The organism is Flavobacterium panici (assembly GCF_024499525.1).
Classification (GTDB): Bacteria; Bacteroidota; Bacteroidia; order Flavobacteriales; family Flavobacteriaceae; genus Flavobacterium; species Flavobacterium panici.
Map to the genome: position 1 here is coordinate 2,225,769 of NZ_CP100437.1, position 20,351 is coordinate 2,246,119.

Annotated in this window: 23 protein-coding genes and 1 tRNA gene; 13 read left to right on the top strand and 11 right to left on the bottom strand. The window is 30.7% G+C overall.

The window, feature by feature from the left end:
- The first annotated feature begins 102 nt into the window (after positions 1-102).
- Positions 103-2,016 (top strand): ABC-F family ATP-binding cassette domain-containing protein, encoded by a 1,914-nt coding sequence (locus tag NLJ00_RS09830; protein WP_053470621.1) that lies wholly within the window; start codon positions 103-105, stop codon positions 2,014-2,016.
- Positions 2,017-2,241: 225 nt separating this feature from the next.
- On the opposite strand, the gene NLJ00_RS09835 is transcribed toward NLJ00_RS09830, so the two are convergent.
- On the bottom strand, positions 2,242-3,204 hold the full coding sequence (locus tag NLJ00_RS09835) for an App1 family protein (protein WP_256637060.1): 963 nt from the start codon (positions 3,202-3,204) through the stop codon (positions 2,242-2,244).
- A gap of 62 nt (positions 3,205-3,266) precedes the next feature.
- Between NLJ00_RS09835 and NLJ00_RS09840 the strand changes: the two genes are divergently transcribed.
- Entirely contained in the window at positions 3,267-4,136 is an 870-nt protein-coding gene (locus NLJ00_RS09840; RefSeq protein ID WP_256637061.1) for a diacylglycerol/lipid kinase family protein, read from the top strand.
- A gap of 33 nt (positions 4,137-4,169) precedes the next feature.
- Here the strand turns inward: NLJ00_RS09840 and NLJ00_RS09845 are convergent, their stop codons facing one another.
- Together NLJ00_RS09845 and NLJ00_RS09850 are read right to left on the bottom strand one after the other, a co-directional pair.
- The gene (locus NLJ00_RS09845) at positions 4,170-5,315 is read right to left on the bottom strand and encodes a GNAT family N-acetyltransferase (RefSeq protein WP_053470619.1); all 1,146 of its coding nucleotides are present in this window, start codon (positions 5,313-5,315) and stop codon (positions 4,170-4,172) included.
- A gap of 119 nt (positions 5,316-5,434) precedes the next feature.
- A complete protein-coding gene (locus NLJ00_RS09850; protein ID WP_180860033.1) occupies positions 5,435-5,926 on the bottom strand; it encodes a DUF1761 domain-containing protein in 492 nt (163 codons plus the stop codon).
- A gap of 182 nt (positions 5,927-6,108) precedes the next feature.
- Between NLJ00_RS09850 and NLJ00_RS09855 the strand changes: the two genes are divergently transcribed.
- The 5 genes from NLJ00_RS09855 (at position 6,109) to NLJ00_RS09875 (ending at position 9,304) form a co-directional block, all read left to right on the top strand.
- The gene (locus NLJ00_RS09855) at positions 6,109-6,966 is read left to right on the top strand and encodes a leucine-rich repeat domain-containing protein (protein WP_256637062.1); all 858 of its coding nucleotides are present in this window, start codon (positions 6,109-6,111) and stop codon (positions 6,964-6,966) included.
- Positions 6,967-7,208: 242 nt separating this feature from the next.
- On the top strand, positions 7,209-7,826 hold the full coding sequence (locus NLJ00_RS09860) for a cysteine hydrolase family protein (RefSeq protein ID WP_053470616.1): 618 nt from the start codon (positions 7,209-7,211) through the stop codon (positions 7,824-7,826).
- A gap of 2 nt (positions 7,827-7,828) precedes the next feature.
- Entirely contained in the window at positions 7,829-8,359 is a 531-nt protein-coding gene (locus NLJ00_RS09865; protein ID WP_256637063.1) for a hypothetical protein, read from the top strand.
- A gap of 165 nt (positions 8,360-8,524) precedes the next feature.
- Positions 8,525-8,830, top strand: a complete 306-nt coding sequence (locus NLJ00_RS09870; RefSeq protein ID WP_256637064.1) for a hypothetical protein — start codon at positions 8,525-8,527, stop codon at positions 8,828-8,830.
- Between the two features lie 147 nt (positions 8,831-8,977).
- On the top strand, positions 8,978-9,304 hold the full coding sequence (locus tag NLJ00_RS09875) for a hypothetical protein (protein ID WP_256637065.1): 327 nt from the start codon (positions 8,978-8,980) through the stop codon (positions 9,302-9,304).
- Positions 9,305-9,343: 39 nt separating this feature from the next.
- Here the strand turns inward: NLJ00_RS09875 and NLJ00_RS09880 are convergent, their stop codons facing one another.
- The 6 genes from NLJ00_RS09880 to NLJ00_RS09905 all read right to left on the bottom strand — a co-directional run bounded on the left by NLJ00_RS09880 (position 9,344) and on the right by NLJ00_RS09905 (position 14,736).
- Positions 9,344-10,318: a polyprenyl synthetase family protein gene (locus NLJ00_RS09880; RefSeq protein WP_256637066.1), complete on the bottom strand. Its 975-nt coding sequence runs from the start codon at positions 10,316-10,318 to the stop codon at positions 9,344-9,346.
- 206 nt (positions 10,319-10,524) lie between these two features.
- Entirely contained in the window at positions 10,525-11,619 is a 1,095-nt protein-coding gene (locus NLJ00_RS09885) for a Ppx/GppA phosphatase family protein (protein ID WP_053470611.1), read from the bottom strand.
- Positions 11,620-11,779: 160 nt separating this feature from the next.
- Positions 11,780-11,852 (bottom strand) — tRNA-Met (locus NLJ00_RS09890).
- Between the two features lie 126 nt (positions 11,853-11,978).
- The gene (locus NLJ00_RS09895; protein WP_256637067.1) at positions 11,979-12,500 is read right to left on the bottom strand and encodes a DUF4269 domain-containing protein; all 522 of its coding nucleotides are present in this window, start codon (positions 12,498-12,500) and stop codon (positions 11,979-11,981) included.
- A complete protein-coding gene (locus tag NLJ00_RS09900) occupies positions 12,501-14,012 on the bottom strand; it encodes an ArnT family glycosyltransferase (RefSeq protein WP_256637068.1) in 1,512 nt (503 codons plus the stop codon).
- Positions 14,013-14,190: 178 nt separating this feature from the next.
- A complete protein-coding gene (locus NLJ00_RS09905) occupies positions 14,191-14,736 on the bottom strand; it encodes a DUF4494 domain-containing protein (protein ID WP_053470608.1) in 546 nt (181 codons plus the stop codon).
- 401 nt (positions 14,737-15,137) lie between these two features.
- Here NLJ00_RS09905 and NLJ00_RS09910 point away from each other — a divergent pair, with 401 nt between their 5' ends.
- The 5 genes from NLJ00_RS09910 (at position 15,138) to NLJ00_RS09930 (ending at position 18,876) form a co-directional block, all read left to right on the top strand.
- Entirely contained in the window at positions 15,138-16,592 is a 1,455-nt protein-coding gene (locus tag NLJ00_RS09910) for a hypothetical protein (RefSeq protein ID WP_256637069.1), read from the top strand.
- Positions 16,593-16,608: 16 nt separating this feature from the next.
- Entirely contained in the window at positions 16,609-17,205 is a 597-nt protein-coding gene (locus NLJ00_RS09915; RefSeq protein WP_256637070.1) for a hypothetical protein, read from the top strand.
- A complete protein-coding gene (locus tag NLJ00_RS09920; RefSeq protein WP_256637071.1) occupies positions 17,192-17,836 on the top strand; it encodes a hypothetical protein in 645 nt (214 codons plus the stop codon). Before NLJ00_RS09915 ends, NLJ00_RS09920 begins: the two co-directional genes overlap by 14 nt.
- 20 nt (positions 17,837-17,856) lie before the next feature.
- Positions 17,857-18,258 carry a hypothetical protein gene (locus NLJ00_RS09925; RefSeq protein WP_256637072.1) on the top strand — a complete coding sequence of 134 codons (402 nt, stop codon included), beginning with the start codon at positions 17,857-17,859 and terminating at the stop codon, positions 18,256-18,258.
- 258 nt (positions 18,259-18,516) lie between these two features.
- Positions 18,517-18,876 carry a hypothetical protein gene (locus tag NLJ00_RS09930; protein WP_256637073.1) on the top strand — a complete coding sequence of 120 codons (360 nt, stop codon included), beginning with the start codon at positions 18,517-18,519 and terminating at the stop codon, positions 18,874-18,876.
- A gap of 372 nt (positions 18,877-19,248) precedes the next feature.
- On the opposite strand, the gene NLJ00_RS09935 is transcribed toward NLJ00_RS09930, so the two are convergent.
- On the bottom strand, positions 19,249-19,518 hold the full coding sequence (locus tag NLJ00_RS09935; RefSeq protein ID WP_256637074.1) for a helix-turn-helix transcriptional regulator: 270 nt from the start codon (positions 19,516-19,518) through the stop codon (positions 19,249-19,251).
- Positions 19,519-19,572: 54 nt separating this feature from the next.
- Positions 19,573-19,800 carry a helix-turn-helix domain-containing protein gene (locus NLJ00_RS09940; protein WP_256637075.1) on the bottom strand — a complete coding sequence of 76 codons (228 nt, stop codon included), beginning with the start codon at positions 19,798-19,800 and terminating at the stop codon, positions 19,573-19,575.
- A 127-nt stretch (positions 19,801-19,927) separates the two neighbouring features.
- On the opposite strand from NLJ00_RS09940, the gene NLJ00_RS09945 reads away from it, so the two are divergent.
- The gene (locus NLJ00_RS09945) at positions 19,928-20,269 is read left to right on the top strand and encodes a hypothetical protein (protein WP_256637076.1); all 342 of its coding nucleotides are present in this window, start codon (positions 19,928-19,930) and stop codon (positions 20,267-20,269) included.
- Positions 20,270-20,351: the final 82 nt, after the last annotated feature.

Here is a 20,351-nt window from a genome sequence, read left to right on the forward strand (position 1 = left end):
AAAAATTTACATTACCATTTATCTGGGTAACGCAAATTTACAATTTTCATTCTCTGTTTAAGGTATCAAAACATGAAACTTTAAACTATAAACAACAATTTAATGCTTAATATACACAATCTTTCGGTTTCTTTTGGAGGAACATATTTATTTGAAGAAGTTACTTTTCGTTTAGGCGCCGGCGACCGCGTAGGTCTTGTTGGTAAAAACGGAGCAGGTAAATCGACAATGCTTAAAATGTTAGCAAGAGATTTTGCTCCGGATTCAGGAGTTATTTCTCAGGAGAAAGATATCAAAATGGGTTTTTTACGTCAGGATATTGATTTTGAACGTGGAAGAACCGTATTAGAAGAAGCTTATGAAGCTTTTACCGAAATTAAAATTGTAGAAAAAAAATTAGAAGAAATCAATCATCAATTGGTTACCAGAACCGATTATGAAAGTGAAGAATACGGACAGATTATTGAAGATTTATCTGATTATACACATCGTTTTGAGCTTCTTGGAGGTTACAATTATGTTGGAGATACAGAGAAAATTCTTTTAGGATTAGGTTTTAAAAGAGAAGTTTTTAACAATCAAACTGAAACATTTTCAGGAGGTTGGAGAATGCGTATAGAATTGGCTAAATTATTATTGCAGTCAAATGATGTATTGCTTTTGGATGAGCCAACGAATCACTTAGATATCGAAAGTATCATTTGGTTAGAAAGTTTTCTTCGAAATTATCCCGGAGTTGTTGTAATTGTGTCGCACGATAAAATGTTCTTGGATAACGTTACAAACCGTACAATCGAAATCTCTTTAGGAAAAGCATACGACTTTAATAAACCTTATTCTCAATATTTAGAACTTCGCCATGAAATTCGTGAAAAGCAATTAGCGACTCAAAAGAATCAGGCAAAGAAAATTGAGGAGACAGAAAAATTAATCGAAAAGTTCCGTGCGAAAGCTTCAAAAGCTTCGATGGCGCAATCGCTGATTAAAAAGTTAGATAAAGTAGAAAGAATTGAAGTTGATGAAGACGATAATTCTGTAATGAATATTTCATTTCCGGTTTCAAAAGAGCCAGGAAAAGTAGTGATTGAAGCAGAAAATGTTACAAAAGCATACGGAGACAAAACAATTTTAAAAGACATAAGTTTACTTGTTGAAAGAGGCAGTAAAATTGCTTTTGTTGGACAAAATGGACAAGGAAAATCTACTTTCATCAAAGCGCTTGTAAACGAATTTGAATACGACGGAACTATTAAATTAGGTCACAATGTACAATTAGGATATTTTGCTCAAAATCAGGCAGAATATCTTGATGGCGAAATCACTTTGCTTCAAACAATGGAAGATGCCGCAACAGACACCAATCGTATGAAAGTACGTGATATGTTGGGATCTTTCCTTTTTAGAGGTGATGATGTTGAGAAAAAAGTAAAAGTACTTTCTGGAGGCGAGCGTAACCGTTTGGCACTTTGTAAGTTATTATTACAGCCAATCAACGTATTGCTAATGGATGAGCCTACAAATCACTTAGACATTAAATCTAAGAATGTTTTGAAAGCAGCACTTCAAAAATTTGGCGGAACTTTATTATTAGTTTCTCACGATAGGGATTTTCTTCAGGGAATGTCTAATATCGTTTACGAATTTAAAGATCAAAAAATCAAAGAATATTTAGGAGATATCAACTATTTCTTAGAACAGCGCAACCTTGAAAATATGCGTGAAGTCGAGAAAAAAGACGTTGCAAAAGCAGCTGCTCCAAAGGAAACAAACAAAGCATCATACGAAGATCAGAAAAAAGGGAAAGCGCTTCAAAACCGATTGAGTAAAATTGAAAGTCAAATTCAGCAATTAGAAAAAGACATTCAGCACGATGATAAAATGCTGGCTTCTAATTACGACAAACACATCGAAGATGCATCGTTTTTTACAGCATACAATAAAAAGAAAAAAGATTTAGAACAATTACTTATAGACTGGGAAGTTGTTCAGGAAGAGATTGATAATTTTAGCGCTTAATTAGTATTCAGTCGCAGTCTCAGTTTTGAGTTTCTGAAACACATTTTTTTTACTTACAGACCTTTGTCAAAGTTTAAAACTTTGACAAAGGTTTTTTCTTTACATAAAGTATTGTCATTTCGACCGAAGGGAGAAATCGCACAAGAAACTCCATAAGTTTGTCGCCAATCTTTGTCGATCTACTATTGCGATTTCTCCCTTCGGTCGAAATGACAAAAAATGAGACTATTTAATAACCCCAATAGATCTGGAATGCGCAATCGCCTCACTGCTTTCTTTAAAATAACAAACAGAAACATCAAGCGATTCTAAATTTTTCATGATTTTTTTGACTTCCTTTTTTTTACTTTTGCCTGTTTGTCGAATGTAAACAGCAATTACAGTAACAGGAAATATTTTGCAGATTCGCTCATATAAAACCGGATCGTGCTGAGAGTCATCTCCTAATAAAACATATTTAAGATTAGGATAAAACTCTAAAACATGCTTTATTTTATCAAATTTATGATCGTGATTCCCACGTCCGCTCATGAAGAAATCAGTAATTCCTCGCCTAATATCTTTCAATAAAACAACGGCGCGCGGCAGATTATGTATTTTGGTAAATTCTATAATAAATCGGTATAAATTCCATTCGCTGCTCGAAACATAAAAAAAAGCATTTTCCTCTTCTTTATTGTGTCGGCCGGCTGAACTTAAAGCCTGATAATGCGGAACAACATCTTTAAAAACCTTTCTGTCGTTTACATTTTTGAAAAGCAAAATGTACATTTTTTTGAACATATTCTGCGTATGCGAAACCAAAAAAGTATCGTCGATATCAGAAATGATTCCTAGATTTCCCTTATGCGGACGTATATAACTTCCTTTTGAAATAATAGTTTTACCTCCATATTTGATGCTCACTTCGTATTCAATCCATCCAAAAGGACTTTCTTTTTCAAGCGGAATACAAAACTTAAAATAACCATCGTCCAGCGTTTTGGTGTGGATTTCCTGATTGCCGCATTTTAGATAAATATCAAAATTTTCAATTGTTTTTATTCTGAATTGGTTAACAACTGAGCGTGCATTTTTTAGGCTTTTCTTCTGGAAATCATAATCATACGTTCTTTTAAAGACATGCCCCATCACAATTAATTCTTCCTCATTGGCATAACCCCGATATAATTGTAAAATTGGTTTCATTAATTACGTATATTTATATAACATGTAAATTAATTATTTTAATTGGTTTTAAAAATAAAATTTTGAAAAAGAACATCATATTTGTTGTAAACCCTATTTCGGGAGATCTTGATAAATCAAGTTTAATTGAGGCTGTTCAGGAGTTTGCGGCGACAAATCATTTTGATTTGGAAGTTTATGAAACTACCGGTAAAAATGATTTAAAAGAAATACAAGCACTTTATAATCAATATAAGCCAGAACGAATTATAGTTGCCGGCGGTGACGGAACCATAAAAATGGTTGCCGAAGCTATGGAAGAACACGATGTAATTATCGGAATTTTGCCAGCCGGATCTGCAAACGGACTTTCGGTCGATTTAAATCTGCCTGCGGGAATCGAAGAAAACCTTAAAATTGCTTTTCTGCATCATTATATAGAAATGGATATGATTTGCATTAATGGCAAAAAAAGTATCCATTTAAGTGATCTTGGTTTGAATGCCAATTTGGTCAAAAATTATGAAGAAAGCGATGTGAGAGGTTTTTGGGGTTATGCTTTACAAGCTTTTACCACATTAACAGAATCTGACGAACCTTTTGTAGCAACAATATCGGCAAACAATAAAACCGTTGATCATGTCGCAAGAATGATTGTTATTGCTAATTCACAGAAATACGGAACTGGTGTAGTTATTAACCCAAATGGTTCCATGAACGACGGAAAATTTGAATTGGTGATTTTAAAAAGCCTCGATTTATTATTAATTGGAAAAATTATAACCGGAAACATGCCAATAGATTCTGAAGATATTGTAATTATTTCGACAGATAATGCAGAAATAAAAACAGATATTCCAGTTCATTTTCAAATTGATGGTGAATATTGCGGAGCGCAAAAGGAGTTAGAAATTCATATTCTGCACAAACAAATGAAACTGGCAGTTCCTTAATCTTTGACAAAGTTTTAAACTTTGTCAAAGCTGTTACTTAAACGGATTGCGTTCCTGCCATTCTGTTTTTGGTTCCAAATAATTGAAAAACCTTGCAATATTATGATTGATTAAGGCATTACTATGTGTGATCAAACCGTACATTTTTATAGGTTTTGCCCCAACAGAACTTTTAATTTCGAGAGCGGTTCTGGCAAAAACAATTTCCTTAAATCCTTTTTTAATAGAATAGGCAATCATGTCGTAAAGCATATTTAAATACAGCATTTTTTCGCGCTGCACACTTTCGTCATAACCTAAAAAATAAGTGTCCATAACTTCTCCGTTTTTTATCAGCGTATTGAAACCAATTAGTTTTTCATCTAAAAAATAACCATAAAGCAAAAAGTCCTCTTTCATGATTTCTTTAAAAAAACTGAAATGGTTTCTGGCCAGAAAAAAAGTATTGAACGGAGCATTTTTAGCCACATGAAAATACAAATCGTAAATAACATCTTCGTATTTTCTAATGTCAGATAAAGACAATTGCTGTTTTTCTATTCCTTCAGATTTTTTGCGGGCGCGTTTGTATTGATCCCGATATTTTTTTGACAAAGCATCAACATAATCCTGTTCTGTTTTCCAATTTTCGTGGATTTTAAAAATCATATTGGGCTGTGTCGAGAACGTATAGTTGTTTTTAAATTCGGCCTGTAATGGCTCGATTTCTTTTGCAGTAAAATCTTTTATGCTCGTTATATGAACTTTTTTACCACTTTCTTTTAAATCTTTTTTAAGCTGATTAATAGCTTTATGAAGAGTTTTAATTGCTTTAGATTCTTTTACATTTTGATCAAAAACAAAAGCATTTTGTCCGGTTAACATATTGTTTCCAACAAATAATACGTGGGAAGCGAAATTTTTTAAAGCAAAATTACGAACAGATGTTTTTAAACATTGATCGCGTTCGCCAAACGATTCCAGTTTTTCGGCAAATAAAAATTGGGTTAAAACAATTCCGATCAATTTTTCCTCTTCAAAAATTCCGATAAAATGACAAATCATATTTACCGGACAAGAGTTTTCCAGTACTTCGAGATATTCCCGTGTCAAAAAAATATTATCTGCAGCCAGCGAATTCCATTCTAAAGGTAGTAATGACGCGCTGTTATAGATTTGAAAAGAATAAGTTGTATTCAAAAGTGTGAGCTAATTTCTTCAAAATTAGATAATATTTGTAATAACTCATTTTCTTTAAGTTATTATTAAGAAAAACCCGTTTGAGTTTTGGCTTCAAACGGGTTTATACTATTTATAATTTAGGCAAACTGGCAAACAATACCGCCTATTATAGTAAGAGTAAGCATCCAATATCCGGCATGAATAAAGATGTATTTCCATGATTTTCTTTCGAATAAACCATTAATTCCGACTATAGGAAATGCAAAAAACAATCCCGACATAAATCCATGCAGCGCACCATGTTTAAAAGTACGAAATGCAGTTCCGTAATCTGCCATGAAAGCATGGAAAGATGGTTTTGCAGTTTCAATAAATTGCGGGCCGCCAATCATTCCGATAGCGCCAGACTGATGAATGGTAAACGACATTAAAGCCATCGAAAGCATTACAGAAAAAATGTACGTAAACCCAAATATTTTGAGCATGTTTCCTTTTTTCAGATCTTCTTCGGTAAAGTTATTTTCTCTCATCCAGATTGTTCCAAAAACTTTTGGGTGATACCAGATAAAACCGATTATGAGTGTCACAATCGCGGCAACGAAAAATGTAATTAGGTTAATTTTTTCCATAATATAGGTTTTTGTAATTAGTTGTTTCAAAAATAGTTAAAAAACTATAACGATTTCGATATTTTTATAAAGAAGAAAAGTAAGACGAATTTTTTATTTATTAACACTTTATCGACATAAGTCGCTTTATATCTAGTAATTAACTAATTTTGAAGCAGAAAAACATATCCCCCAAATCTGTTATGAAAAGCCTTGCAACACTTTTTTTAGCATTTGTTTTTTCTCTTAATATTTTTGCAGATACTGTTTCAGATAAAGAGAAAGACGCGCTAATTAAATTATATCACGCGACGAATGGTTCGCAGTGGAAAATAAAATGGGATTTATCACAATCAGTCTCAACCTGGTATGGAGTTTATGCCGAAAACGGAAAAGTAACTTCTTTAAATTTAGCAGATAATAATTTGCAGGGAGAATTGCCTGCCGAATTTTTTGAGCTGGTAAATTTAGTGGCAGTTGATCTTCATAAAAATAATCTTAAAGGACAATTACCAAATTCAATCAGTAATTTTAAAGAGCTTCAGGTTTTAAATGTTTCCGGTAATCAGTTGTCTGGCGCAATTCCGGGAAGTATTTGCGATTTGAAGAATTTGAAAGATCTGGAACTTTTTAAGAATAATATTTCCGGTGAATTACCTCAGGAAATAGGAAAACTAAATCAATTAGAAATTCTTTGTTTGTTTGATAATCAAATTGCTGGTGTTTTGCCAAGTTCGTTATATAAAATTTCGACTTTAAAAATTCTGTTATTAAATAATAATAGATTATCTGGCGCCGTAAGTTCAGATATTTCTAATTTGAATATTCTCCAAAATTTAAGTTTATACAATAATAGTTTGGGTGGTGAGATTCCTAAGGAATTAGAAAAAATGCCTAACCTTTCAGAAATGAATCTTTCCTATAACAAATTCACAGGCTCGGTTTCAAAAAATCTTACTTTATTAGATGCCTTAAATATGACAATGTTTGATGAAAATGGGAATTTGTTTTTATTAGATGTAAATGAAGAAAGAAAAACGGAAAGCAATATTGTGAACTAATTTGTTTATGAAGTTTTACTTGATTGTTGACGATCAGGTATTTAAAAATATGAAAGCTGTAATTCGTTACAGCTTTTTTTGTTATATAATTTAGTAGAAATATATTTTTGATATTTCGTTAATATGATGATTTTCAGCGGAATATCAATTTCTTGTGATTTTGTAAATGATTGAATATCAATACTATATGTTTGGGTTTGGATTTTGGAATCTATTAGTTCTAATTTCTAAAATTCAAAACTATGAGTACGTATCAAAACCACCGAACTGCATTATTATTAGTTGATCCCTATAATGATTTTCTTTCTGAAAAAGGAAAACTTTGGCCTTTTGTAAAAGAAACCGTGGAAAGCAACAATATTATTGTAAACTTAAAAAGTTTATTGACTGCGGTTAGAAAACATAATATTAAAGTAATTTATGTGCCGCATCGTCAAACGCAAAAAGAAGATTATTTGAAATGGAAATATTTTTCTCCATCACATAACGGAAGCAAAAATTTAACTCTTTTTGAAAAAGGAAGCTGGGGTGCAGAATTTCATCCGGATTTGCTGCCGGAGAAGGGAGATTTAATAGCCCAAAATCATTGGACAGCAAGTGGTTTTGCTAATACTGATTTGGATTTTCTTTTAAAAATTCATGATTTAGACCATATTGTAATTGCCGGAATGAGAGCCAATACTTGTATTGATTCAACGGCAAGATATGGCGTAGAATTAGGATATCACGTTACTTTGATCAAAGATGGAATAGGTTCTTTTAATCAGGACGAGATAATCGCAACTGTAGAAATTAATTTTCCGAGTTATGGACATTCACTTTTATCTGCACAAGAATTTATAAACATTTTAGAATCATAAAGATGGAAATACTTGCTGAATGTACTGCAAAGGCAATTATTGATTGTCCTGCAGAAAAAATAAATATTACCGAATGGCTGTTTACTTTGAAGGATTTTGAATATCAATCGTGTTCAAAGGGGCATATTGCCAGTGGAGTTTCATTTTCTAAAGAAGGAAAACGAATGTCCATCAATGTAGAAAAAGTTGCAGATAACTTTTTAGTACAGCATTATGTTGAAGAAATAGGAAGTAAAAACCATTGCAGAGTAAATTCTGTTTCTGATTCGATTTCGCCTTTAGGTACAACAAAAATAGGAGTGACCTGGGAACTTAAAATTGTCCCGATATCAAACGATCAGTGCGAACTTCATAATCATGTTGCTGTTAGCGCAACTCTTGAGTTTTTGGCGGTGCTGAAATCATTAAATATTACTGATTTAAGTTTAGTGAAAAGCCAGATGCTGCAAAATTTAGAAGCTCATAATAATGAAGAAACGCCTTTGTTTGCCAATAATATTACTCAAAAGGGAAAAGCTGGTATTTGGAATTAATTAGTTTGGTGTAAAAAAATGCAGTAAATAGAATTTATATTAACTTTGCTTCAATTATTTTGATGCGGGTTTTTATAAAGCATTAATATTTTTTATAACTTTAAGATTGGATTCAATTCTAAAGAAAATTTAAACATACAATACTAACCTTTTTACTATAAAATTATGACACTACAATATCAAGGTGAACAATACGGAAAGTCAACCACATTTACCATCAGAATTATTGGTAATAACTTATCAAAAAGCAGTTCGAATTATCAAATTGATCTTTTAGTTGGAGACAAAAAACTGCCAACTTTTACAAGTGAAATTCACCAAAGTTTATCAAACTGTTTGAGAGAAATTTACTTATTCAGAAAACACAACGGAATTAAATTTGACGAATCGACTGAGAAAATAGTTTCTCTTTATGTTCCTTATGATAAGGTGTTGTATAACTATAATAAGTATGCTTTGTTTAGAGCTTAAGCATTTTTTTAATAAAATATACTTTTGGAAAACCGTCTTTTTTGAGGCGGTTTTTTTGTTTTCTGTTTTTTAGTTAGTTGTCATAAAAGATAACCACATTAAACAAAAATATGACCAAATTTGAATTATCACAAAAAGGATAAAACAATGGAAACAAAACAAACTAAAAATTTAGAGAATATTAAAAAGCTATCTGCATTATACTTCAACACTCTTAAACGTGCTAATGATGAAAAAGAGGTTTACACTACCGAAATTAAATTCATAAATTATTATGAGCTAGGCTGCGTTATTAAAAATATGCTGCAATTATGTATTTTGGCGGTGGATCACGAAACGCATAAAATTTCGGAAAAAGGAAAAAGTCAATCTATTAATGTAGGGCTTATTTTAGAATTAGTGCTGCAACTTTTTCCTCTGGATGAATTTGAATTTTTAGATGAGATCAATATTTTGTTGGAAACTGAAATTTAATATGCAGTTGCCGGAAGATTTTATATTAAACGTAAACAACTAAACTCTTCTCCCTATTAAGCTTTCTGCAAAATCTTTCAAAAGTGTTTTCTTATTTTCGTCGATATCAATCTTCTCTAAAATTTCAGAAGCTTTAAAAGTATATTTTTTAATGGATTCTTGAGTTGCGGTTGGTACTCCAGATGCCCGAAATAATTCTGTTATGGTTTCAATTTTCTTTGCATTATCATCAAGGCGAACAGCGTACAATTCCATTAATTGTTGTTTTTCGCTTTTAGATAGAATTTCAAGAGCCTTAAAATATAAATAAGTTTTTTTATTCGAAATAATATCACCGCATAATCGTCTGCCAAAGGTTGGAGTATCGCCAAAAAGATCAAGATAATCGTCTTGCAGCTGAAATGCTAAACCTACATTAAGTCCGAAATCATAAATTAAATCGCAATTTTCTTTAGAAGTTTGAGCGATAATAGCACCCATTTTCATCGATGTAGCTATGAGCACTCCGGTTTTGCACTCAATCATTTTTAGGTATTCTGAAACCGTAACATCTTGTCGGGTTTCAAAATCAACATCCCATGTTTGTCCTTCGCAAACTTCGATTCCCATTTTGGTAACTACTTTAGTCAAAGCTTTGGCCAGATTTGGTTCGTAACTTTGCAGATAATGATAGGTTAAAATAATCATGGCGTCTCCGGCAAGAATAGCGACGTTTGTATTCCATTTTTTGTGTACGGTTGGTTTTCCTCTTCTTATAGGATCTTCATCAATAATATCATCGTGAACTAGTGAAGAATTATGAAAAACCTCTATGGCTAAAGCGGCTGGTAATGCTAATTTGTAATCTGTGTCAAAAATTTCTGTTGTAAGTAAGGTCAGGACAGGCCGTATTCTTTTTCCTCCCAATGATAATATATAGCTTATAGGATCATAAAGGTTTTTGGGCTCTTTATCTATAATCTGATTTTCTAAATAACTAATAAAAAAATCTGTATATTGAGTTATTGAATGCATAAAATCAAAATTATTAATTTGTAAATAGCTAAATTACAGATTTTTAGCTATATATTAAGAAAAATCCTAAAATTGATTTATATTCTAAATTGGTTGTAAATTTGTTTTTTTAGAATTTGTTCCTGAATTATTCAAACTGAATTCTATTCAAAATAAAAAAGCTCCAGATTTCTCTGGAGCTTTGTACAAGTTAGAAATATAATTTCTTAAAAATTAGTATTTACTTTTTTAGAACGATCGGCAATGTATGAAATAAGCCATGTTACTTGTCCTTCTTTCACAAAGTATACTTTCTTTGTTTCTAAATTTGGTACACCTTCTAAGCAGGCAATTAATATGTTATTTGCAGAAATTAAATATTCCTGATTATAAGTACTTAAAACTCTTGCAGCTTCTTTATTAGTTTTAGCAAGGTTAGTGAATTTAACAAAGTTGTTTTTCAGGATGGCATCATAATTCAGAATGTCTTCCATGTTTAAAGAAATATAATGTTCTTTTACATTTTCATTATAATATAAAGTTGCAAAAGCCCAAACAGCTCCGCCTGATAAATATATTTTATCCTTTTTTAATAAAAGAGGATTTTTGTCCAGCAATGCCTGCACTTTTTTACGAAGCACCGAGTTAAAATCAAAAGACTTTTCCTGATATGCCGACATATCATTAACCTGACTTTGATTTACTACTGTTTTTTTCACCGCATCAGTAAGTGTCATTGTACCAAAATCAAGCTCCAAAGGGATAAACTCTAATTTATTATCTTCAAGTTCATCAATATATCCGCCTTTAGTAGTTTGAGCACCAATATCAAGCAAAAAAGCGTTAGAATAATCAACAGGAGGCATTGCGCCTTTAACCAGTGTTTTAGCCTCTTCGTTAACATTAAGTATTTCAAGTTCTTTGTTCGTTAGCGTCGCAATTTTATTTTTTAAAACATCAGCGTTGCGGGCAGATGAGAAAACGGGAGCAGCTACAATAAAAATATTGGTTTCGGGCATTTTATGCTCTGCTCGTATTTTTGTCAATTGTTCAGCTACAATAGTGCTGGCTCTGTTAATATCGTCTTCAGTAAGTTCGCCGGTATTAGCAATATGTTCGGCAAAATTAATTCTCTCAGTCCAGAAAGAAAGGATTTTATAATCTGCTTTCTTGATATTACTTACATCCAGAACAGAAACTTTTATCGCTCTTCGGCCAACTTCAATTCCGGCATAAAGATTTTTTTGAGAAAATGAATTGATGGAAAAAAATAAACTTAAAAAGGTAAGGATAAGAATTTGGGGGCTGTTTTTTTTAAACATTGGAGTTTACGATTAAAATATAATTTTAAATAAATAATTAAGATAATTGTTGCTTTTCTTCTCGTTAACGTAAAGAAAATCAATCAAAAAGCAAGCTTTTTTGCAAAGTGCTTTTTTTTATAAAGAAAAAAGCTCCAGATTTCTCTGAAGCTTTACTTAGTAGCGGGAACAGGACTCGAACCTGTGACCTTCGGGTTATGAGCCCGACGAGCTGCCTACTGCTCTATCCCGCGATGTTTCGGGTGCAAAGATACGCACTAAATACTGTTATGCAAAGAAATTATTGAAAATTTTTCATTTTAATAACTTTAGTTTTAAGTAATTGATATTTAGTAAATTGTGGCTTGTGATTCCTTAAATCACAATTTATATTCAAGTAATTCTAAATAGGGATTGGTTTGTAAACCTAATAATTCGCCAAAAGCTGGCTCGGTTTTGTAACCATTTTGTTTGAGTTTAATAATTTCTAAACGGAAATTTTCACCTTTTGATTCTAATATTTCATGTTCAATAATCATATGCTTGTACGCGTTTTGATTTTTGGTTGGAATATTTTGGCCGAAGATTTCAATTTCGAAATCATCAATTTTAAAATTAGCGACTACAGATTCATGTTGATCAATAATAGTTTCTCTAATCTTAAAATCATTTTTATTTTCGAAAGAAGAAATTGCAGTAATAAATTCGGTTTTGTTTTTCCAATAACAAATAATATCCAGATCGCTGTTTTCAATATCAATATTAATGGGGATTGTTCCAGCCAAAATTGGATCAAATTCAAAAAGAGCTTCCATAACCTTATTTTGCTTTAAGGTTTTGTAAGCTTCAATCTGTTTTGGATTTCCGGTTTTTAAATATTCAATATTGCTGAAATCAATCATTTATTTATCGTAATTTTTTTCTTCTTTGATTTCCTGTTCAAGCTTTTTATTGATGTTGATTTTCGCGTTTTTAAAAATAAAAATTGTGGTTCGGTATTCTCTGGCGTATTTATTTGTGATTTCGCCGCCAATTAAAGAGATATCAAAATAAGGACTCGTTTCTACAAATTCCTTACTGTCTTTGTCAAATTCCTTAACCCTGATTAAATTTGTATAATAAAGATTCAAATTAAACCAGTTTACATAATCGGCATTAAAAGAAACTGCTTTAATTCCTTTTTTGGTATAATAATTTATAGCTCCGGCCTGACCATAATTATCACAAAGAACCAAAGTGTTTTCTGTTTTTGGAAACAAAGCATAAACCGAATCTGTTTTTCGCGCAAGTTCTTTCCAGCCTAGCATATCGGCAAAATCCTGAGATAAATTGTGTTCTTTTCCATCTTCCCAACGATGCGTTTCCAGTTTTTCGGCAACTATTTTTTCTGGACTTTTATTGGGAAAAGCCAGGTAATACATCGGAATAAAAAATAGTAAAGGAAGTGCAATAAATACAGGTTTTGAAAAACGTTTCCAGCCATTTTGTAAAACATCTGCAAGAAAAACCGAACCAAAAGCGATATAAATAGGGTATAAGCCAATCGCATAATAAGCTTTTGCCTTAAAGTATAAAAACACAATTAATGTAAAAACTATTGACGCAAAAAAGAACTTATATTTTTCAAAAGGTTTATAAAAAAGTAAGGCATAAAAAGAACAAAGAATGACAAAGAATCCACCTATGAAAAATAAAATCTGTTCTTTTGCAAAGTCTGCACGATCTACGTTTACCAATTGTGTTTCGGCCAATTCTTTCATATGATGTACAATTGGGAAATGATTATTGTACTGCCATAATAGATTCGGCAGAATCAATAATAACCCCAAAATCAAGGCGAAGTATAATTTTTTCTCTGCAAATACTTTTCTTTGTTTAGAAAGTATAATTGCCGGTAAAAGACCAATTAAAAGAAACAGAATATTATATTTATTTAAAAATCCAAAAGCAAAAACAACGGCTCCTATATAAAGCCATTTTGATTTTTCTGTAGTAACATATTGAATCAAAATATAATAAAATAATGTCCAGCACAAAACGTCAAATGAATTGGGCTGGTATAACATGTTAATCCTTAATAAAGCCGAAAATAAAATACAAAGTGCGCCTAAAACCAAAGCATATAAATTTCCTTTTAAAAGCTCAATAGTTTTCCAGACAACTAAAAGCGTCAAAGCGCCAAAAAGAGCAGGGAAGAACTTGACCCAAAAAACAGAATTCCCAAGCAGTAATATAATATACGAAAACCACGAAGTTACCGGCGGAACAGATAAATAACCCCAAGCCAAATGATGCGCCTGATCAAGATGTAAATATTCATCACGCTGCAAATCATATTCGGGACTTATTAAAACATATTGCAAGACAAATTTTAAAATAATTAACCCAATTAAAATAAGTGTTTTTTTATTCATGAAGTTTTTGGTTGGTTGTAAATGGTTTTGTATAACGAATATAGGATTTATTTTGATTTGAAAACACCTATAAGTTTTACTGCCCCAAAATAAAAAAGCTCCAGATTTCTCTGAAGCTAATTTGTTAAAATTTCAATATTGGAATTTGGAATTTTAATTTTTTGGGATTTAAAAAAAATTATTCCTCTACGGTTTCAAATTCCATGTGGTCTATTATTTCTTCATCTGCTTTTGCAGGTTTTGAAGCTTTAAGAGCGTTGAATCTTTCCAGCATTTCGGTTTCTTCTTCCTCACCGCTAAAATAAGGGAAAACATCCATAATTGGCGATTCTGAAATGGCAGGAATAGAATATTCTCCCATTGTATTTTTCATAACATGAATCGTATTGTCAAAAGCTTCTCGCACATCATTTGCCTGAACCAGCATATACATATTTGATTTTCTTTCTTTTCCGCTTTCTTCATCATAAGCAATCAAAGAAACTTTCGATTTAAACCAACGATCAGCATTTTCAAACGGATGAATCTCGGCATAATTTGCTACTTTAATATTGGTGATTTTAAATTCTTCACTAATATATGCTGCCATTTCTTCATTAATTCTTTTTTCAGCCTCTGTATAAGATACTGCGTCTACCAAATAAGGTTCTGTTAAAACTTTTTGGCCTCCAGTTTCATCGGTTTTTCTATACTTTACTTTGCATTCGTACCAAATTGCGCTCATTTTTTCTAATTTTTAAGGATGCCAAAGATAGATTTTACAGGAAAATAAATCAGGATTTCGGCAAATAGATATTCACAATTTATTTTTGTTTTTTGTAAAGTGTTGATTGGTTTGTGTTTAATGTATAAACATGACTTGTTTGTTCTACACGATTATGTAATTAAAATACACTTTCCAGATAGAGGACAGTTTATAAACAAGAAAACCATTCAATTTGAATGGTTTTCTTGTTTTATTGTAATCTTTTAAAATTATATTTTTTGGAATAAATCAGTATTACAGAAATCTAAACATTTAAAGGTTAGAGAATTGTCTTATATTGATATTATCTGAACTTTTAGTGGCGGTATGCTGATTTTTAACATGGTAAATTGGTTTAATTAACTTATAACCATAAAACTATGAGAACAAAATTTAAGAATGCAGCAAGATTAATTGTCATTTTTATGATTTTAATCACTTCTACAAAGTGTCAGACAGATGATCATTTGGAACAGGCAAATGATAAAACCCTTTTGTCTGCCAAAACATGGTTTAATAACTATGAAGCAGAAAGCATTAATTTCGAATTATTTCAAAATTTAGACTACGACTGGAATAATGCCGCAATTACAAAGTCAGAAGATGGGACAAAAACAATTATAATTCCCATTAACGAAATCAAAAAAGACCCCACAGAAACCTGGGAACAAAAACTGTATATTTATAAGCTAGGCGAAAATAATTACGAAGCACTGCTCTTTGAAATTTATCCCGACAGCAAAAATACAGATCCTGAAAATTCATTGATCGACAGCGGAATTTTTACAGGTTATATGGCAGCCTGGGATTTAAAAAAAGGTTTTGTAAAAGCCGCTCTGTTTGAAAATGGTAAAGTTGCACAAAACGGCAGCATTAAAGTATATTCTAAAAACAAATCAATAACGGGAAAAGCCCCTTCAAATCAGGCAAATTGCCCCGCAGGTGTAGAATGTGATACAGATGGCAGCGGTGATACAGGAACACAATTAAAAGAAGTAGTTATAAATAATAACTATCAAAACCCACCAGGATATGTTATAATATACAATAACAACGGCGGCGGTTATGCAGGCGACACTAGTCCCGGCGGATACACCAATCATGGAACTGGTGCTAGCGGTATTACAGCGCCAACACCTGCGGAAATTGCGGATGCTTTGCAAAAGAAAATTGACGGTTCTAAACTAGATCCATGCCCTAAAGCTGTTTTAGAGCAATTAAAAAATGCAACAAATTGTGATATAGCAAATATATTGAATAAATTAGGGGCGAATAATATATACAATGTAACCATTATATCTCAAACCCCAAGTAATAATAGTCCAGCACAAACTCTTAGAACTGATCCTAAAATTAGGTATGATTATACTATTAAAATAAGTCAAGATTATACTTCAGCAACTCGTTTATTTAGAGCTGCAAATATATTACATGAAATAACACATGCTTTTTTTATGAGTTTACAAGATGATTATAGTTCTAGTGGTAATTTAGCAGTGTTTGGTGATACTCAAAGTTTATTTCAGGCATTTTGTGATAAGAAATATCCAGGAAGCTCTTCAAATGCTCATCATCAGGAGATGGCGAATACTTATGTGAACGCAATTGGAGCCGCCCTTCAAGAATTTCAAACAGGTATTCCTGTTCCTAATGGAGTAATGCCAAATCAAATTTATACAGATTTAGCATGGGGAGGATTATTAGATGCACCAGTTTTTACAGAAATTTATCCTACGGGAAGTTCAGACTATATTAGAATAAAAGCTAGATATGAATCTGAAGGAACAGGAAGATCTGTCAAAAATCAAGTTCCAATCGGAAAACCTTGTCAATAACTAAATTAAATTTAAAATGAAAAAGTATATTCCTCTAATGATATTTTTGTTCATTATTAGTAGTTGTGCGATAAAAAAAGATAAGCTATCTCCTATAGATTATTATTTAGACTCTACAACAAAAGATAAAAATGAAGAGATTATAATAGTCAAAGAAAAAATCAATACTAATTCTATAATACAAATTTTTCAGGGCAACATATTAGTAGATAACAATATTAAAAAAACAGAAAGAGAAGGAGGAGTTCCTATGCCATTATATAACGAAAATGATTGGTTAGTAATGAAAAAGAAATATGAAAATCCAAATACTGAATTTTGGCTTAACATAGAAACATGGGACAGTAAAAACTTTAACTCAAAGAGAATTATTTTTGAAAACCTTAAAAATTGTGTTGGTTCTTCGGTAATTGATAAATATCTAATAAAAGAAATTCCTGTTTATTCATTCTCAGAACCGATAATATATAAAAATAAGAATATAGTAACTTTTGCTACTGCAAATGGAACTACAAAATCATTTGGTTTAGGAACCGTATATGTTATTGTAATGAAAAAAGAAAAAGGGAAATGGATCGTGATAAATAAAACAGAAGAAAATGCTTTTTATTAAAGAAAGTCGAAGATTCTTTTACATAAAGAAAACATACATTGTAATCATATTTTTTTTCTTTTCTCTGTGTTCTTTAATTGCTCAGGAAAAAGAAAAAGATCCTGTTAATGTATATCTAAATTCTAAACTTAAAAATAATGATACAATTATCGTCATTGAAAATAAGTTAAATAATAATTATGCAATAGATCTTCTAAAAGAAAGGTCTATTGCTGTAGTAACTAATAATACCAATGAAAATAGCGTTGGTTTGAAACCTCCACTATACACTGAAGAAAATTGGAGTGCGATGAACCAAAAATACAGACTTAAAAACACTGATGAAATTTGGTTAAAAAATACATTTTGGAATCAAAATGATTTTAAAAATGTTAAGATCAAATTTATAAAAGAAGATGTTTTCCCAAAACCATTCCTTTTTAATGAATACATGACAGAGAAAAAGAATGAAGTTATTGTGTTTTCATTTTCAGAACCAATTTTTTATAAAAATTCAGAGTATGTAATATTTGCAAAATCTGAAACTACTACTAAAAAACAATTTATTCAACCTAATTCTATTGTTGTTATGAAAAAAGAAAATGGGAAATGGATATTATTTCAAGAGATATATGATGGGAATTATTATTAAAAACAATACCTTTTTTAGTCATGAAAACATACATTATAATCATATCCTTTTTCTTTTTCGTGAGCTCTTTAATTGCTCAAGAAAAAGCAAAAGACACTCTTTTTTTTAAATTAGATGGCAAATATCTTTTGGAATCTAAAAATAATGAACCAAAACAATATATCATTAAGGATAATTATGATGTAAGAGAAGGGGCAATTTATTTTAAGGAATATAAGATTGTAAAGTGCAATAAACCTCAAGAAGTTATTTGTTTTAAAAAATTTGCAGAATCATCGAAATTGTATCGAGCCAATAATAAAAAACTGCTAAGCGAGCTTAAAATAATAAATTTATTTGATAATTACATTGTTATTTTAGTAAGCAAAAAAGAAGACAAAACCGAATATGTTGAAGTAGGACCTGTGTTTGTTATTGAATAAAGATAATGAAATTGCAATTGTTAAATTAAATTTGAAAAATGATAGAAGAAGTTTTAACAAATTGTGTAATATCTATATTATCCCAAGAACGTATGTCCTTGGGATGATAAAGAAAAATATTTAAACACTTTAGAGTATAAAAGATTACAATCTCTAATTGACTATTTTGATTCTGATGGAAAACAATCAGTACGAAATAACATAAAAAAAGAATTTCAAGATGATGTAATTTTAAAAGATTTTGAAGATTTTTCTATATTGGATAGTAATCAAGATAGATGTTATACTTTCTTTCTGAATGTATTTGAAGGAGGAGAACTATATTCAATTTCTTTGTATTTAAGTTTTTTAATTCCATATTATACGATTAGAAAACAATGGCATCCAGCTGAACCTTTTTATTCAAAAGAAAGGATTAAAGAATTAGAAAAAGAAAAATTAGACAAAAGAAAAATCGATGAACTAGTTCTTGCTGTTGAAAGTATAGTTGAAAACAAACTTTTTTATAAAAAGTTTCCGCGATTGTTAATGGAGTATAAAATTTTAGATGTAAGTTTTGGGGATATTTATCTTGGTAATTTTACGATGTATAACGCTTTTTTTAACAACAGAAAATAAATGAATACAACAATAACTAAGTCCTATTTAATCTTTCTAACAATCAGCATTTCTTTTATAATATATTTTTATTTTGATATGCATCTTTACGTTTATGCATATTATGATACTTACTATTGTATAAGTTATTTTTATTTTGCTTTACTGTTTCTAATATTTGGAAGTTTAATTTATTTATTTAGGTTTCTTCAATTAAGAAAAAGAAGAGGACGAAAATAGAAAAACAGTTAACCACAACCATTTGTTGAATCACCAAAAACACCAATTAAAAAAGAGGCCTTCAAGCCTCTTTTTTGTTTTAGTAAATCGATAAAATCCTATTTCAATTTTAGCAATTTTTCTAAATATTCAATTTTTTTTTAGAGTGTAAGTTTATTCATTTGAAAATGGAGGCAGCTCAAAATTAAATAAATCACTAAGCGGTACTTCTAACGCTCTAACAATTTTAAATATAGTACTTACAGTAGGATTTGTTTTTACGGTCTCAATTCTGGCAATTTGTGATAATGTCATTTCAGCACGATAGGCTAGTTCTTCTTGTGATATACCCTTTTCAGCGCGTATTTCTTTTAGTCGCTTGGCCAGCAACTGTAAACCCTCTTTATCGAAGATTAATTTTCTTGGATTAATTTTCTTTTTCACTTATAAAAAAGGGAGATATAAATTAATTTAAATATCATAGCAATGATCTTTAAATTATATTTTTTGGAATAAATCTGCTATTTCAACATTTAGAGCTTTGCTAATACGAATAAGCTTGTCAATACCCATAATTTGCTTTCCTAACATATATCTTCTTAATGCTTCGATATCTAAATCAGAATCGTGCGCAACGTGTCTTACTTTAAGTTTTTTTTCTTTAATAATCTCTTTTATATTATTTCCGACAATTTTGACAGATTCAGGGACTTCAGTTTTTCTCATTTCCTAAAATTATTAAGAGTTGAAAATTATAAGTAAGTAGATAAAAAAACAGGAACATATAAATCCAGTCAAATAAGTCTGTTTTTTTGTATATATTTGCACGGTCATATTTAAAGAATAAAATATTATGGAAAAAAATGAAATGGAAAATGAAGAGAAATTTAAAAAATTAATGCGTTACTATTTTAAAACCCTAAAGTCGGCGAATAAAGAAAATGAACATTATGTTGCTGAGGTTAAGTTTTCGAGTTACTACGAGCTTGGATGTGTTATTAATGAGATGCTAAAACTATGTATTTTGGGCGTGGATCACGACGTGCATAAAACTTCGGAAACTGATATAAGAACAAGTATTAATTTGTCTTTAATTTTAGAAGTTGTGCATCAGCTTTTTCCTTTGAATACATTTGAATTTTTGGATGAAATCGATGAAATGTTCCTTAAAAAAGTTCAAAATATAAAAGAATAATGAAATGGTTTTTACCATTAAAGAAAATGTAGTGAAAGGCTTTTTTAGCCTCGAATAATTTTTTTAGAGAGTATCAAATTTT

Excerpts from the sequence above, each read along its gene's own strand:
- NLJ00_RS09830 (WP_053470621.1), top strand. The coding sequence starts at position 103 with ATGCTTAATATACACAATCTTTCGGTTTCTTTTGGAGGAACATATTTA.
- NLJ00_RS09835 (WP_256637060.1), bottom strand. The coding sequence starts at position 3,204 with ATGAAACCAATTTTACAATTATATCGGGGTTATGCCAATGAGGAAGAA.
- NLJ00_RS09850 (WP_180860033.1), bottom strand. The coding sequence starts at position 5,926 with ATGGAAAAAATTAACCTAATTACATTTTTCGTTGCCGCGATTGTGACA.
- NLJ00_RS09855 (WP_256637062.1), top strand. The coding sequence starts at position 6,109 with ATGAAAAGCCTTGCAACACTTTTTTTAGCATTTGTTTTTTCTCTTAAT.
- NLJ00_RS09860 (WP_053470616.1), top strand. The coding sequence starts at position 7,209 with ATGAGTACGTATCAAAACCACCGAACTGCATTATTATTAGTTGATCCC.
- NLJ00_RS09865 (WP_256637063.1), top strand. The coding sequence starts at position 7,829 with ATGGAAATACTTGCTGAATGTACTGCAAAGGCAATTATTGATTGTCCT.
- NLJ00_RS09870 (WP_256637064.1), top strand. The coding sequence starts at position 8,525 with ATGACACTACAATATCAAGGTGAACAATACGGAAAGTCAACCACATTT.
- NLJ00_RS09875 (WP_256637065.1), top strand. The coding sequence starts at position 8,978 with ATGGAAACAAAACAAACTAAAAATTTAGAGAATATTAAAAAGCTATCT.
- NLJ00_RS09880 (WP_256637066.1), bottom strand. The coding sequence starts at position 10,318 with ATGCATTCAATAACTCAATATACAGATTTTTTTATTAGTTATTTAGAA.
- NLJ00_RS09885 (WP_053470611.1), bottom strand. The coding sequence starts at position 11,619 with ATGTTTAAAAAAAACAGCCCCCAAATTCTTATCCTTACCTTTTTAAGT.
- NLJ00_RS09895 (WP_256637067.1), bottom strand. The coding sequence starts at position 12,500 with ATGATTGATTTCAGCAATATTGAATATTTAAAAACCGGAAATCCAAAA.
- NLJ00_RS09900 (WP_256637068.1), bottom strand. The coding sequence starts at position 14,012 with ATGAATAAAAAAACACTTATTTTAATTGGGTTAATTATTTTAAAATTT.
- NLJ00_RS09905 (WP_053470608.1), bottom strand. The coding sequence starts at position 14,736 with ATGAGCGCAATTTGGTACGAATGCAAAGTAAAGTATAGAAAAACCGAT.
- NLJ00_RS09910 (WP_256637069.1), top strand. The coding sequence starts at position 15,138 with ATGAGAACAAAATTTAAGAATGCAGCAAGATTAATTGTCATTTTTATG.
- NLJ00_RS09915 (WP_256637070.1), top strand. The coding sequence starts at position 16,609 with ATGAAAAAGTATATTCCTCTAATGATATTTTTGTTCATTATTAGTAGT.
- NLJ00_RS09920 (WP_256637071.1), top strand. The coding sequence starts at position 17,192 with ATGCTTTTTATTAAAGAAAGTCGAAGATTCTTTTACATAAAGAAAACA.
- NLJ00_RS09925 (WP_256637072.1), top strand. The coding sequence starts at position 17,857 with ATGAAAACATACATTATAATCATATCCTTTTTCTTTTTCGTGAGCTCT.
- NLJ00_RS09940 (WP_256637075.1), bottom strand. The coding sequence starts at position 19,800 with ATGAGAAAAACTGAAGTCCCTGAATCTGTCAAAATTGTCGGAAATAAT.
- NLJ00_RS09945 (WP_256637076.1), top strand. The coding sequence starts at position 19,928 with ATGGAAAAAAATGAAATGGAAAATGAAGAGAAATTTAAAAAATTAATG.